The organism is Streptomyces griseocarneus, from assembly GCF_014655595.1.
GTDB lineage: Bacteria > Actinomycetota > Actinomycetes > Streptomycetales > Streptomycetaceae > Streptomyces > Streptomyces griseocarneus.
Genome location: NZ_BNBL01000011.1, coordinates 147,673 through 160,141, shown reverse-complemented (window position 1 = coordinate 160,141; position 12,469 = coordinate 147,673). Strand labels below are relative to the sequence as shown.

At 70.5% G+C, this 12,469-nt stretch carries 15 protein-coding genes; 4 read left to right on the top strand and 11 right to left on the bottom strand.

Features of this window, described 5'->3' with window-relative positions; translation table 11 throughout:
- Positions 1 to 74: 74 nt before the first annotated feature.
- From IE295_RS25850 to IE295_RS25825, 6 genes are all read right to left on the bottom strand, one after another.
- On the bottom strand, positions 75 to 383 hold the full coding sequence (locus IE295_RS25850; protein WP_190066168.1) for a DUF6087 family protein: 309 nt from the start codon (positions 381 to 383) through the stop codon (positions 75 to 77).
- A gap of 95 nt (positions 384 to 478) precedes the next feature.
- Positions 479 to 967 (bottom strand): NUDIX domain-containing protein, encoded by a 489-nt coding sequence (locus IE295_RS25845; RefSeq protein ID WP_190066167.1) that lies wholly within the window; start codon positions 965 to 967, stop codon positions 479 to 481.
- Between the two features lie 102 nt (positions 968 to 1,069).
- On the bottom strand, positions 1,070 to 1,726 hold the full coding sequence (locus tag IE295_RS25840) for a DUF6193 family natural product biosynthesis protein (RefSeq protein ID WP_190066166.1): 657 nt from the start codon (positions 1,724 to 1,726) through the stop codon (positions 1,070 to 1,072).
- Between the two features lie 100 nt (positions 1,727 to 1,826).
- Complete coding sequence (hemC, locus tag IE295_RS25835; RefSeq protein WP_190066165.1) at positions 1,827 to 2,780, bottom strand: hydroxymethylbilane synthase; 954 nt, start codon at positions 2,778 to 2,780, stop codon at positions 1,827 to 1,829.
- Positions 2,781 to 2,967: 187 nt separating this feature from the next.
- Entirely contained in the window at positions 2,968 to 4,998 is a 2,031-nt protein-coding gene (locus tag IE295_RS25830; protein WP_224323311.1) for an ATP-binding cassette domain-containing protein, read from the bottom strand.
- Between the two features lie 253 nt (positions 4,999 to 5,251).
- The gene (locus IE295_RS25825; RefSeq protein ID WP_190066164.1) at positions 5,252 to 5,719 is read right to left on the bottom strand and encodes an NUDIX hydrolase; all 468 of its coding nucleotides are present in this window, start codon (positions 5,717 to 5,719) and stop codon (positions 5,252 to 5,254) included.
- Positions 5,720 to 6,359: 640 nt separating this feature from the next.
- Here IE295_RS25825 and IE295_RS25820 point away from each other — a divergent pair.
- Positions 6,360 to 6,647 carry a putative quinol monooxygenase gene (locus tag IE295_RS25820; protein ID WP_190066163.1) on the top strand — a complete coding sequence of 96 codons (288 nt, stop codon included), beginning with the start codon at positions 6,360 to 6,362 and terminating at the stop codon, positions 6,645 to 6,647.
- Positions 6,648 to 6,932: 285 nt separating this feature from the next.
- Here IE295_RS25820 and IE295_RS25815 read toward each other — a convergent pair whose 3' ends face one another.
- Together IE295_RS25815 and IE295_RS25810 are read right to left on the bottom strand one after the other, a co-directional pair.
- A complete protein-coding gene (locus IE295_RS25815) occupies positions 6,933 to 7,538 on the bottom strand; it encodes a GNAT family N-acetyltransferase (RefSeq protein ID WP_190066162.1) in 606 nt (201 codons plus the stop codon).
- A gap of 106 nt (positions 7,539 to 7,644) precedes the next feature.
- Positions 7,645 to 8,823 carry an FAD-dependent oxidoreductase gene (locus IE295_RS25810; protein WP_190066161.1) on the bottom strand — a complete coding sequence of 393 codons (1,179 nt, stop codon included), beginning with the start codon at positions 8,821 to 8,823 and terminating at the stop codon, positions 7,645 to 7,647.
- Positions 8,824 to 9,061: 238 nt separating this feature from the next.
- On the opposite strand from IE295_RS25810, the gene IE295_RS25805 reads away from it, so the two are divergent.
- On the top strand, positions 9,062 to 9,667 hold the full coding sequence (locus IE295_RS25805) for a TetR/AcrR family transcriptional regulator (RefSeq protein WP_190066160.1): 606 nt from the start codon (positions 9,062 to 9,064) through the stop codon (positions 9,665 to 9,667).
- A 156-nt stretch (positions 9,668 to 9,823) separates the two neighbouring features.
- Here the strand turns inward: IE295_RS25805 and IE295_RS25800 are convergent, their stop codons facing one another.
- Positions 9,824 to 10,210 carry a VOC family protein gene (locus tag IE295_RS25800; protein WP_190066159.1) on the bottom strand — a complete coding sequence of 129 codons (387 nt, stop codon included), beginning with the start codon at positions 10,208 to 10,210 and terminating at the stop codon, positions 9,824 to 9,826.
- A 210-nt stretch (positions 10,211 to 10,420) separates the two neighbouring features.
- A complete protein-coding gene (locus tag IE295_RS25795; RefSeq protein WP_190066158.1) occupies positions 10,421 to 10,810 on the bottom strand; it encodes a winged helix-turn-helix transcriptional regulator in 390 nt (129 codons plus the stop codon).
- A gap of 59 nt (positions 10,811 to 10,869) precedes the next feature.
- Between IE295_RS25795 and IE295_RS25790 the strand changes: the two genes are divergently transcribed.
- Together IE295_RS25790 and IE295_RS25785 are read left to right on the top strand one after the other, a co-directional pair.
- Entirely contained in the window at positions 10,870 to 11,475 is a 606-nt protein-coding gene (locus tag IE295_RS25790) for an NAD(P)-dependent oxidoreductase (protein ID WP_190066157.1), read from the top strand.
- Entirely contained in the window at positions 11,472 to 11,903 is a 432-nt protein-coding gene (locus tag IE295_RS25785; protein WP_190066156.1) for a nitroreductase family deazaflavin-dependent oxidoreductase, read from the top strand. Before IE295_RS25790 ends, IE295_RS25785 begins: the two co-directional genes overlap by 4 nt.
- An 88-nt stretch (positions 11,904 to 11,991) precedes the next feature.
- Here IE295_RS25785 and IE295_RS25780 read toward each other — a convergent pair whose 3' ends face one another.
- Positions 11,992 to 12,414, bottom strand: a complete 423-nt coding sequence (locus IE295_RS25780) for a MerR family transcriptional regulator (RefSeq protein WP_190066155.1) — start codon at positions 12,412 to 12,414, stop codon at positions 11,992 to 11,994.
- Between the last annotated feature and the right edge of the window lie 55 nt (positions 12,415 to 12,469).

Here is a 12,469-nt window from a genome sequence, read left to right as displayed (position 1 = left end):
GCTGACGCTCGATGGCGTTTGCTCGTCTTTGAGTGCCGAGGTCTGAGCGGGCTTCGCCGGCTGTCGCGATGCTGTCAGTCCCGATTGGGCCTGGGCGCCTGGGGCTTCCGGTGCCTTCCCGTGCCCGGCCCGAGCTTTGGTGCCGGACCCGAAGCCGACGGCTCGCTGCCTTGCGGGTACAGGATGCGCTTGGCCTCGGCGAGGGTGGATGCGAACGCGTACGGTTCCCAGGCGTGCCCGTTCCACCGCTCGATGGCGCGGGGCGCCTCCGGGTTCACGTGCGAGCCCTTGGGGCCGTTGTCCGAGACGATCGGCATGGCCCGCAGGCGGCCGATCTTCGCGTCCCGGCGCTCCGCCCAGTGCGACAGCGGTTCGTCGTCCATCCCGATCACCCTAGCCTTCCCGGCCTCCCGGCGGGGGCTGTTCGGCCCGCACCACCGGACGCCGCGCAGGCTCACGACCAGGTTGTGGGGCGGGTTCAAGCATAGGTGTCTCCCAGGTAGACGGCGCCCCGGTCCCGTCCGGCGGCCAGGACGTCGGTGATGACGGCCGGCAGGCACGGCGGCAGTGTGCGCAGCCCGGGTAGCTTGTCGAGCGCCACCCATTCGACGCCGAGCTGTACGGAGTCCTCCGCGGGCCCGCCGAGCACCGAGGGCTCGTGGAGGATGCGGCACCGGAACACCGCCTCGACGCGATGCCCGGCACCGGACATCATCCGGTGCCCGTCCGGGTGGTTGGCCTGGATGTACTCGCGCACCACCGCCAGGTCCTCGGCCTTCACGCGCACGCCGGTCTCCTCGAAGACCTCCCGCTCCGCGCACGCGGCCAGGGTTTCCCCGGACTTCTGGCCGCCGCCCGGCAACCACCAGGTGTCCGGGCGCGGCCAGTCGCCGCGCACCATCAACACGTGCTGGTCACGTACGACCAGGCCGCTCGCCGCGTTCCTGATCCGTCCCGGGTCCGTCACCTGTGCCCCGCCCCCTCTGCAGCTCTTCGAACGTTTCGGCCCGCGTGGAGAAGACATCCCCAGCCGGAGCGGTCCTGCATGCTCTGCCCGTAACCCGCGCAGCTACGCCTCCGGGAAGGAGCCAAAGCAGGCAGCCGCGACTTCAAGGGCCTCGTTCAGCGAAGAAACCTCACGCGCGGACTCAACCTGCCACGTCGACCCCACCCGGTAGTTGCCCGCCCCGAGAGGTGTGATCTTCACAAGGCCCGATGTCGAGTCGAACGGCCTCCGGCTCAGGATCAGACTCCCCATGCTGATGTCCGGGTAGAACACGCGCAGCTCCGGGTGGGCATGGGCTGCCTTCAGGAACGGACACTTTTCCAGGCACCACTCACTGGAGAGGAGCTGGCGCCACTTCGTGGGGACAGGGTCACCGTCCTCGACGGCCTGCGCGAGCTCGCTGCAGCTCATGAACGGAAAGTGGGCGTGCAGCTCCCGCAGAGTGCCGCCCCGGCGCCACAGGCCCGCGACTCCCACGGCCGCGACGAGATCGTTCGTCCACCCTTCGGACCATACGAAAACGCCAATGCCGTGGATGCTTACACGGAACCTCGTCCCTTCACCCTGGGGAGTCACGCGAACCTCTCCGCGATCGGTGGCTACCTCGGCACCGGCGTTCCATCCGGAGACAGCCCGCACGTCGCCCAAGTCCACGCCTTGAGCCAGTGCGATGTGCTCCATACGTTGGACCAGCTCCGTCTCTTGGTCGCCCAGTGCCATGCCTGCCCCCGTGATCGAGATGCTTTGGACGGACACGATATGCCGCCCTGCATCGACATGGTCAGGTCCGCTGACACGCGTAGCCATCAGGGAAGAGTGGTCAGGGGTTGCTGGGGAGGGCGTGCAGGAGGGCGGCCGCTCCGTGGTGCAGGAGCTGCTCGGCGGCGCGGCGGCCCACCTCCTCGGGCTGCTGGAGCGGCCCCGTGGCGCGGGCGCGGAGGCAGGTGTGGCCGTCCGGGGCGAACACCGCGGCATCCACGGTCACGGTGGTGCCGGTGAGGGTGGCGTGGGCGGAGGCCGCGGTCATGCAGTTGCCGCGCAGCGTCGCCAGGGTGGCGCGTTCGGCGGCGAGCGCGGTGGCGGTGGCCGGGTGGGTGATCGGTGCGAGCAGTTCGCGGATCGTGGTGTCGCCCGTGCGGTATTCGGCGACGACCATGCCGGCGCCGGAAGCCGGGAGCCACTGCGCCGGGTCGAGGACCTGCGTCGCCCGGTGGGTCCGGCCGAGGCGGTGCAGCCCGGCATAGGCGACGAGCAGTGCGTCGAGTCCGCTGCTGCCGTCGTCCAGGCGCGCGATCCGGGTGTCGGCGTTGCCGCGGACGAGCACGGGCTCCAGACGTGGGTGGCGCTGGCGGAGCTGGGCGATGCGGCGCGGGGCGCTGGTCCCGATCCGGGCACCACGCGGCAGATCGGCGAGAGCGCGAGGCGGTCGTCCGGCCGGGACGACGAGCGCGTCGCGGACGTCGCCCCGCTCGAGGACCGCGCCGATGCTCACGCCCGGCTGCCGGTCGTGCGGGCTCGGCAGATCCTTCACGCACGAGACCGTGACGTCCATCTCGCCGTCCAGCAAGGCGCGGTCCAGGGCCTTGACGAACGCGCCCTTCCCGCCGATGCGGGACAGAGGACCTTGGTAGCGGTCGCCCTGCGAGGCCATCGTGCTGATCTCGAAGCGGATGCCGGGGTGGGCCTTGGACAGCAGCTCGACGCACCAGTCGGTCTGCCGGCGGGCCATGGTGCTGTTGCGGCTGCCCACCCGCACGACGCACGTGGTCTTCACGCTTCCTCCCGGGCGACCAGACGCGGCGTCGTGCCGGGCGGCAACGAGGGATGTGGCACAGAGGGATGTGGCACAGAGGGATGTGGCACAGAGGGATGTGGCACAGGGATCTCCTTCGGTCGTGGTGGTACGGAGTCGAGGGCGAGCGCGCGGAAGTCGGCGCGGCACGCGGGCAGGGCGGTGCCCGTCACGTTTCCTCTTCGGCGCCGGCCGCCGCCCGGTAGGCGGCGGCCTGGAGGGTGAACAGCTGCGCGTATTCGCCGGGTTCGCCGCTGCCGGTCCGGCGGGACATCAGAGTGAGGTGGTCGCCGGACTCGACGATGCGCCCGTCGCGGAAGACGTAGATCATGTCGCATTCGGTCACGCTGGCGAGCCGGTGGGAGATCAGGACGGTGATGCGGTCCGCGCGGCGCGGCCCGTGCAACACGGCCTCGTAGACGGCGTGTTCGGCGCGGGCGTCCATGCTGGCCGTCGGCTCGTCCAGCACCAGCACCGCGGCGTCCTGGTACAGGCCACGGGCCACGGCCACCTTTGCCCAGTTCCCGCCGGACAGTTCTTGCCCGCCCTTGAAACGCTTGGACAGCGGGGTGGCCCACTGCTGCGGCAGGCCGGCGATGACGCGGTCCGCCCCGGACTCGGTCACGGCCGCGAGGGCCCGCTGCGGGTCCGCCTCGGTGATGGTCCCCGCGCCGATCGTGACATTGGCCAGCGCCGACAGCGGCCATGCGACGGGATCCTGCAGCACCATGGCGACCTGGGCCTGGATGCTCTCGGCGTCCACCTCCCGTACCTCCACGCCGTCCCAGCAGATGCTGCCCCGACTCGGTGTGTACAGCCCTGCCAGGAGCTTGGCCATCGTCGACTTGCCCGAACCGTTCGCTCCGACGAAGGCCACCGTGGAGCCCGCCGCCAGCGTCATCGACACCCCCCGCAGCGCGTCCCGGCCGGTCTCGGGGTAGGCGTAGTGGACGTCCGTGACCGTGACGTTCTTCACCCGGTCCGGAAGGCGCAGGCCCGTACGGTGCGGCTGCAGGGCACGGCAGCGCTCCAGATGCCGCTCGAGGTCGTCGATCCACAGGGCGTGCTCGTAGATCTGGTGCATGGCCAGCACGACGTTCACCAGTGTGCCCCGGCTGGAGCGGATCGCCAGGAACGCGCCACCGCCCGCTGCCAGCGGCAGCCGGCCCGTCGCCGTCATCCACCCGAGCACCGCATAGGTCGACCCCACCGCCAGGCCGCCGACCGCCCGGCCCCACAGCGAGACGTTCGCCTCCTGCCGCCCCAGCCGGGCGTCCTCCTCCTCGATCCGCCGGGCGAAGCGCTCATGCTCCTCCAGCAACGCCCGCTGCGCCGTAGAGGCGCGTACCTCCGGGGCGGATTCGCGGTCGAGAAGGATCCAGGTGAACAGGCGGATACGGCGCTGGAGGGTGCTGTAACGGCTGTGGGAGAGGAACTGCGCCCGTGCCGAGCGCACCGCCGCGTACCCCTGAGGAACCACGGAGAGCAGAAGAAGGGGCAGCAGCACAGGGTGCAGGACAGCCAGCACGCCGGCGGACCCGATCAGGCCGAGTACGGCGTGCGCGAGCTGGATCAGCTGCGGTACGGCCTGCCGCATGTAGTACAGCCCGCGGTCGTTGGCCTTGTGGGCCTCGTCGGCGAAGGCGGCGTCGTCCACCGCTTCCAGGCGTACGTGGCAGTTCAGCCGCAAGAACTCCTGCTCCACCGCGCGCCGGACCTTGGGCGTGAGCGCGGCTTGTCCTCGGGCGACACCGAAGTCGAGGAGACCCTGCGCCGCCATCAGGCCGGCGACCAGCATGAGTGACGGAAGGGCGTGGTGGATGCGCTCGGAGGTCGCGCCCTGGGCGAAGAGGGCGGAGAGCACGCGCACCGAGGCCAGCAGTCCCAGGGCGCTCATCAGCGACGAGGCGAGCTGCAGCACCACGACCATGACCGTGGCCCGCGCATCGGCCCGGTAGGCCAGACCGAGCACCCTGCGGCTGATCGCCGGCAGCCGGCCCAGAATCCGCCACACACTGGTGCGAGCGGCTTCACCGTCCCACTGCATCCAGTACGCGCTCTTCAGCTCGTCGCCGACCTCCTCGCCCTCCGGCGCCGCCATGGCCCTTTCCGGGGGCAGCGGCAACTGCACACGCCGGCGGGGGCCGGGCACCTCCGCCCCATGACGGCTCTCCGACCCGTTGGTGTCCGCGTCACTCACTTGCGTTCCCCCTCACCCTCATCGACGGACGCAGCCGGCATGGGCAGCTCCCATCCCGGGGCGGCCGCGCTCGCCCTGGAGGAGCCGCGGCCGCGGTCGGCGAAGTGGGGAACGGGGAGTGGGACACAGCAGCCTCCAGCAAGGGTCGTCGTGGTGGATGAGCCGAGTGGTCGTGGTGTTGAGCCGAGTGCCGGTCAGCGGCAGGGCATCACCTGCCCGGGGGCGGCCGGCCCCCGGCTGCGCCGGGCAGGAGTCACCGGGGCCAGCCCATGTCCGTGTACGGCCAGCCGTTCGCTATGCCCTCCAGCGCCGCGACCGTGTACTCCACCGTCGGGTCGGGGAGAGCGTGCAACGGCCACCACTGCCACTTCACGCACTGGCCCGGTTCCATCAGCCGCGGTTCGCCGTGCCACCGGTGAACGCGGAAGAACAGCTGCAGTCGTGGCACGGCATGGGCATTGGCATCGGTAGCGGCGGCGTCGGTGTCCAGCAGGTGCACGGTGTGTACGAGCTCGAGGTCCGGCTCGGCGACGATGACGCCGAGCTCCTCGCCGGCTTCCCGCACAGCGCAGGCCCGTGCGCTCTCCCGCTCCACGTGCCCCGCCGGCACATGCCAGACATGCGTCGCGGACAGTGTGTCCGGCGGCCGTAGCCCCAACAGGACCTGGCCTCTCCGCTGGAACAACAGGTGCGCGCCAACGATGTTCGGCAGGAACGACACGGTCTCCCTCTCCTCCGGCACGATTGCGGCCCGGCGGCCGCGCGGATGCATCGACGTGACGTGGGCCCGTTCACGGGCCGCCCTCGACGACGCGGCCTTCTGGCGGCCGTGCCCGTCGCCTCGATGTCCGACAGGACTCGTCGAATGTACGGGCGAAGAAACCGTCAACCGCGCCCACATCCCCCGGTCGGCGGCCGACGGGGAGGGGTTCGAACGCGGCACGCGGAGCGGCGGTGCCGGGCATGGAAGTCATGAGGCATCCGTGGGCGAGTAGTCGAGTCAGATGCCCGGAATAACGCTGCTGATCAGAGGCCCGTCACGGGGGCGGCTGGGCGAAAGATGGAACGAAGATTCGATGTTCTCCCGCACCCCAAGGCGCGCTTGGGCTCGAGGGCCCGGCGACATGTTCGACGCCACCCGCGCGAGGCGACTCACCCTTGCGGGGCATTGCGCGGTTCGCGCACACAATCGCTTCCTGGTCCCCCGCCGGGGCAAGCGCCGCACTGTCGGTTGACGCCCGCCGGTACGAGGGAACAGCCGCGTTCGCGCCCGCGGCGAGCAATGAAAGATCGTTTATTCTGACTGGCCGCCTAAGTCTCCTCGCCGGCGACGGAGGCTCAGCTCACCCCTGAGGAGTACGTTGTTCGACCTCATCGTCATCATCCGGGTCCCCGAGAACCCCGATGTCGCCCTAGTGGCCGACGCTTTGACTCGGATGCGCCCTTTGTGCCTGGCAGAGGACGGCTGCGTCAGCTGGGAGGCCTACCAGTCACACGAGGAACCAAGCCGCTTCGTCCTGGTCGAGCGCTGGGCCAGCCGCGCCCACTGGGAGGCTCACGACGCCGGCGACGCCATCCAGAAGATCTACATCCCGGAGATCATGCCGCGCATCGAGCGCGAAGTACATCCAAGCGTGCGCGTTCGGTAGCAGGCATGAAGGGGTGACCGGGTGAGCCTGTCACGTTGTTCGAGCGACCTTGGCGGACGACGCCGGCGTCCAGGGCGCCCGGCCTTGGGCCAGGAAGACGCGGCCCTGAAATTCCTCACCCCGTGAGTCATGCAAGTGCCGCCCGTGGCCACAAGCCATGGCCACGGGCGGCTGCAAGTTAACGCGGGGGGGGCTCGATCCGGGCCGGAGGAACCCGCGACCCCGCGCATCACCCACGCCCTCCTGGCCGACTCCGAGCCGGTCGGCCAGGTGATGGGCATGGGCCTACCGGCGAACGTCTCCGTGCGCCTCTCGCCACATCGACCAGAGCGTCGGGCCGCCCCCGGGTACGTGGATCTCGCCCCGCACGGTGAACCCGAATCGCTCGTAGAAGCCGATGTTGGCCTGCTTCGACGATTCGAGGTGTGTCGGCAGTCCGGCCGCGTCCGCCTTGGCCAGGCCCGAAAGCAGCAGGGCAGCGCCGTGGCCCTTGCCCTGGGCCGCCGGGTCTGCGCCGAGTACCGCCAGGTACCAGTGGGGTTCCTGGGGGGTTGCCTGGCCGACCAGTTCCAGCATTTCTCCCAGCCGGGCCGTCTGCTCGCCCAGCAGCCCGCTGATGCGGGTCAGCGTCTCCTCGTCCGGGTGCTGCTCGGCCGTGCCGGGCGGTGTCCAGAAGGCCGCTGCCGCGTCGGTGCGTTCACAGTGACCGAGTGGGCCGTACTTTTGCGTGAGCATGACGTCGAACCACTGGGCGAGACGGTCCTCGCGCCCTTCTTCGTCAGGGAAGAGCCACAGCATCATCGGGTCGTCCCCGAAGGCGCGGGCCAGGGTGCGTGTGATCTCAGGAGCGTCGCCGGTCTCGATCGGCTTGGGCGTGTTCGGTGAGTGCATGCGGCCAACGTAGATTCCAAGATCTTTTCGGCGCATCGGTCGTTCTGCCGATTACTCGGGCCCCCGGGTGCGGATGTCGGCGGATCTCGGGGAGTGCCGGACGGGCTCAGTCGGCGTGGGCGGGGCTCGAGTCAGGGAGGTTGCCGGACGGCCAGAGGGCGTCGGGGAAGAGGGCTTCGTCGGAGTCGGTGTCGGGCATGAGGGTGGTGAGCATCTGCTGGGCCGTCTTCGCGTTGTCGATCGCGCGGGGCAGCATGACGCTTTCGTAGGCGTCGAGGGCCTCGTCGATGGTGGCGTGGTCGATGACGGCTTGGGCGAGTTCGGCGCCGTCGAGCAGGGCGAGGTTGGCGCCGACGCCGACGGGTGGCATCAGGTGGGCGGCGTCGCCGAGCAGGGTGATGCCGGGGACGCGCTGCCAGGAGTGGGCAACGGGAAGGACGTACATGGGCCGGTTGATGAAACCGCCCTCGTTGTCGCGCAGGATGTCCAGCAGGCTCTCGTGCCAGCCCTGGTACTGGGCGAGGAGGCGGGCGCGTACGGAGTCGGTGTCGGCGAGGTCGAGGCCGGTGTGCCAGTCCTGGGGGCCGCGGAAGGTGATGTAGGCGCGGACGTGTCCGTTGCTGTTGCGCTGCAGCACCAGGCTGCGGCGGCCCGCCTTGGCCGACATGGTGCCGCGACCGACCAGGCGGGCGATGCCGGGGTGACGGTGGTCGACGTCGTCGAAGTGGGCTTCCACCATCGTGACACCGGCGTAGGAGGGCTGGGCGTCGGAGAGCGCGGGGCGTACCCGGGACCAGGCGCCATCGGCGCCGACGACCAGGTCGAAGTCGTCGGAGTCCTTGCCGGTGCGGTCGTGGTGGTGCAGGCGGGCGGTGCCGTGGGGGAGTGGGGTGACGGCCCTGACGGAGTGGCCCCAGCGGACCGTGCCGGGGGCGAGGGAGTCCAGCAGGAGCGCGCGCAGCCGGCCGCGGTCGATCTCGGGCCTGCTCAGATCGTCCTCACCGGCCCGGTCGTGGCGTATCAGGGTCGCGTGGCGGTCGTACAGGCGCCACTCCTGGCCTTCGGGCCTGGACAGCGCGAGGAATTGGTCGAACAGACCGGCCGCGCGCAGGGCCGCCTGGCCGGTGTCTGCGTCGATGTCGAGAGTGCCGCCCTGCGAGCGGGAGTCGGGGTCGGTCTCACGCTCGAAGACCGTGACCGGTACGCCGTGCTGCTGCAGGATGCGCGCGCAGACGAGGCCGCCAAGGCCGGCGCCGGCGATCGCGATGCGAGGGGTGGTGGACATGAGGGCCACGCTCCGTTCGATGGTTGAGGAGGGCGCTGGCGTCGTGTGGTGACGCCCTGTTTCGGGCAGGGCAGATCAGTCGTTCCGGTGTGGGGACGCGCGCCACGAGTTCCGGCAGTTGAGTGCCCGTCAGGCGTACCTGCTCACAGAAGCACAGCAGCTGCAAAAGTACAACCGCTCCGATTTTCTATCCGATCACCATTGCGATCGAGTCGCCTCAGACGGGTAGGGTGGGCGCATGACCGAGACAACGACAGGACGCCGCGAGCGCAAGAAGGCCCGAACCAGGCAGGCTCTGGCGGATGCCGCGGTGCGGCTGTTCACCGAGCGCGGCTTCGACAACGTCGGTGTGCGCGAGGTGGCGGAGGCGGCCGACGTCTCGCTGAGCACGCTCTTCAAGCACTTCCCCAGCAAGGAAGCCCTCGTCTTCGACCTGGACGCGGACATCGAGAGCGCCCTTATGGCCGCCGTTCGCGACCGGGCCCCCGGTCAGTCCGTGCTGCACGCCCTGCGCGACCACATGGTGCACACGCGTACCGCCGTGCGGACCGACGACCCCACGTTCGTCCTCGTCGAATCCACCCCCGCGCTGCGGGACTACGCCCGGCGCATGTGGTCGCGCCACGAGAAGACACTGGCCGACACCCTCGCCGAGGCCACCGACCTCGCCCCGGATGACCCCGCCGTCACCGGCCTGGCACGCTTCGCCCTGGAAGCCCCCAGCATCGCCCGCGCAAGCGACGACCCGGCCCGGGCCATGCGCGACTTGTTCACCCTCCTGGAACACGGCTGGGCCACCACCGCCCTGGCGCGCCAGCAAGACCGTCCCGGCCGGGAGGGGTGACGGCGACCGGATACCGCGGCAGCCGCCTGACTCGGCCTACTCGCTTCGCTGCCGACGGCTGGGAACCGCGTTGAGGCGTCAGGTCGCCAGGTGGTCGCGCGGACGGTGAGCGCCGTCCGCGGACAGTAGAGCGCGGCGGGCGCCTGGACCGGCAACTTACCGGCTGAGCACGATCTGGATCAGGTTGCCGCAGGTGTCGTCCAGAACCGCAGTGGTGACCGGGCCCATCTCCAGCGGTTCCTGGGTGAAGTGCACCCCGAGCCTGCTCAGCCGGTCGAACTCCGCTTGTACGTCGTCCACGGCGAAAGAAGCGGCCGGGATGCCGTCCTCGACCAGCGCCGTCTTGTACGGCTGCACCGCGGGGTGGCCGGAGGGCTCGAGCAGCAGCTCGGTCCCGTCGGGATCCTCCGGCGAGACCACGGTCAGCCACCGGGCCTTGCCCAGTGGGACGTCGTGCTTCTTCACGAAGCCCAGCACGTCGGTGTAGAAGCGCAGGGCCTTGGCCTGGTCATCGACGAAGACGCTGGTCAGGTGGATCCTCATGCGGTGCTCTCCAGTGCTCTCCAGTGTTCTCCGGTGCTTCGGGCCTGAGCCGTCGGGTCACGATGCGCTCCACCAACTCATCCAAGGATGCGCCGACGGGTGGGGTCGGCCAGCGCCTTGAAGGCATCGTAGGCGCCCTGCCGTCACCTGATCGAAGAGACAGGCCCTACTGGGCGCGCCCACCCGGACGGGACAGGTGCCGTGGGGTGCTCAATGGGCAGCGGCCCTCGCGAGGCCCGCCTCCTGCGCGTCGATCAGCTCGTCCCAATGCGCCCGTGTCCATTCGCAGGCCGTGTCCAGCGGGACCAGCAGGGCCCGGCCGAGTGGGGTCAGGGCGTATTCGACGCGACGCTCCTCGTGCTCCTCCCGTACGACGAACCCGTCCCGCTCCAGCCCGCGCAGTGACTGGGTCAGCGACTTGGCCGTGATGCCGCGCAGGGGGACCTTGAGCTCCGAGAACCGGCGGGGGCCGTCCTGCAGGCAGCGCAGGATCAGCGTGGCCCACTTGTCGCCCACGCGGAACGGCACCAGTGGTGAGGGGCAGACGGGGTCGAACATCTCGGGGTCCAGCGGAGCTCTTACGACCTGCGACTTCTTCATGATCTACACCGTAGGGCGGTATCCGATTGGAAACCAGCCTTCGGCATACGCTCCCGACCATGGAAACGAAGCGCAACAGGATCATCGTGTTCGGGGCGAGTGGCCGGGTCGGCCAGGCGGCTGTGGCGGAGGCCCGGCGGCGGGGCCACGAGGTCACGGCGGCAGGGCGGGCCGACGGTGAGGTGACGGACCCGGCGGCCGTGGCGCGGCTCGCGGCCGGGCACGACGCGGCGATTGTCGCTGTGTACGACCCCGGTGCGCGCCCCGGTGAGTTCTTCCCCGCCGTCGCCCGTGCCCTCGCGGAAGGGCTCCCGGCGGCCGGGGTGAAGCGGCTGGTGTCGGTCGGGCTGGCGTCCGTACTGCCCACCGAGTCCGGGACCTTGCTGATGGACACCCCCGGGTACCCGCAGGAGTGGCGGGAGTTCTATGCCGGCCACGGCGCCGGCACCGACGCGCTGCGAGCGGCCGCGCCTGAGGCGCTGGACTGGGCGGTATTGAGCCCGGCGGGGGACTTCGACCATGAGGGCGAGCCCACGGGCGGGTACGCGCACGCCCCCGCCACCGCCGACAGCCGGATCACGACCGCGGACTTCGCCCGCGCACTGCTGGACGAAGTCGAGGTCCCGACCCTGCACCTGACTCACGCCGGAGTGTCCGCCGCATGACCGACACGATCCACGACAACCCCAATCCCTGGGTCGCCGACCACATCCGCCGCTTCGAGAAGACCGGCGGCCGCCCCCGCCCCGGGGTGGCCGACCTGCTGCTGACCACCCGGGGCCGCAAGTCCGGGCTGCTGCGCCGCACGGCACTGGCGTACGTCCGGGACGGGGACGCGTACGTCCTGACGGCGTCCAACGCGGGCGCGGACCGCCACCCGGCCTGGTACCTGAACCTCATGGCCGACCCGGAGGTCACCCTCCAGGTCGGCGCGGACACCTTCACCGCGACGGCCCGGCCGGCCACGGCAGCCGAGTCGGCCCGCCTGTGGCCGACGGTGGTGGCCGCGATGCCGTCGTACGAGGCATACCGCACCGCGACGACCCGGGAGATTCCCCTGGTCGTGGTCACCCCCGTGGGGCGAACGGTCTGACGGTTGGCCGGATCGCCTCCGGCGGGTGGAGTGTGCGGCCGCTCCGTCTCCACCCGCCGCCCTGTCCGTCCTCGCTTCAGGCCTCGCTTCAGGCCCTCGGGTCCCAGAGGCCGCCGGCCTCGCCGCGGGCGAGGTGTTCGGCGTAGACACCGACCTTCCACGCGATGACGGAACGGCATTCCTCCAGCGCCTGGATTTGCGTGTCGACACGCTGCCGGTGGGCGTCGAGGAGCCGCAGGCGTTCCGCCTCGTTGCCCGGTCCTTGTCGCACCAGTTCGGCGAACCGCTTGAGGTCGGAGAGCGGCATACCGGACTCGCGGAGCTTGACGCAGATCAGCAGCCAGTCGACATCGACGGCGGTGTAGCGCCGCCGGCCGCCAGAGGTGCGCCGGACCGGTCCGACCAGCAGGCCCTCGCGCTCGTAGAAGCGCAGGGTGTGCACGCTGAGTCCGGTCCGCTCGGCCACCTCGCCGATGCTCAGGGGCTCCTCACCGGTCCCGGTAGTCGTCATGGACCCCAGCCTACGACTTGATCTAGACCTCGCTCTAGATCGTAGCGTCGTCGGC

Excerpts from the sequence above, each read along its gene's own strand:
- IE295_RS25780 (WP_190066155.1), bottom strand. The coding sequence starts at position 12,414 with ATGACGACTACCGGGACCGGTGAGGAGCCCCTGAGCATCGGCGAGGTG.
- IE295_RS25815 (WP_190066162.1), bottom strand. The coding sequence starts at position 7,538 with ATGCACTCACCGAACACGCCCAAGCCGATCGAGACCGGCGACGCTCCT.
- IE295_RS25850 (WP_190066168.1), bottom strand. The coding sequence starts at position 383 with ATGGACGACGAACCGCTGTCGCACTGGGCGGAGCGCCGGGACGCGAAG.
- IE295_RS25785 (WP_190066156.1), top strand. The coding sequence starts at position 11,472 with ATGACCGACACGATCCACGACAACCCCAATCCCTGGGTCGCCGACCAC.
- IE295_RS25790 (WP_190066157.1), top strand. The coding sequence starts at position 10,870 with ATGGAAACGAAGCGCAACAGGATCATCGTGTTCGGGGCGAGTGGCCGG.
- IE295_RS25805 (WP_190066160.1), top strand. The coding sequence starts at position 9,062 with ATGACCGAGACAACGACAGGACGCCGCGAGCGCAAGAAGGCCCGAACC.
- IE295_RS25800 (WP_190066159.1), bottom strand. The coding sequence starts at position 10,210 with ATGAGGATCCACCTGACCAGCGTCTTCGTCGATGACCAGGCCAAGGCC.
- IE295_RS25840 (WP_190066166.1), bottom strand. The coding sequence starts at position 1,726 with ATGGCACTGGGCGACCAAGAGACGGAGCTGGTCCAACGTATGGAGCAC.
- IE295_RS25810 (WP_190066161.1), bottom strand. The coding sequence starts at position 8,823 with ATGTCCACCACCCCTCGCATCGCGATCGCCGGCGCCGGCCTTGGCGGC.
- IE295_RS25795 (WP_190066158.1), bottom strand. The coding sequence starts at position 10,810 with ATGAAGAAGTCGCAGGTCGTAAGAGCTCCGCTGGACCCCGAGATGTTC.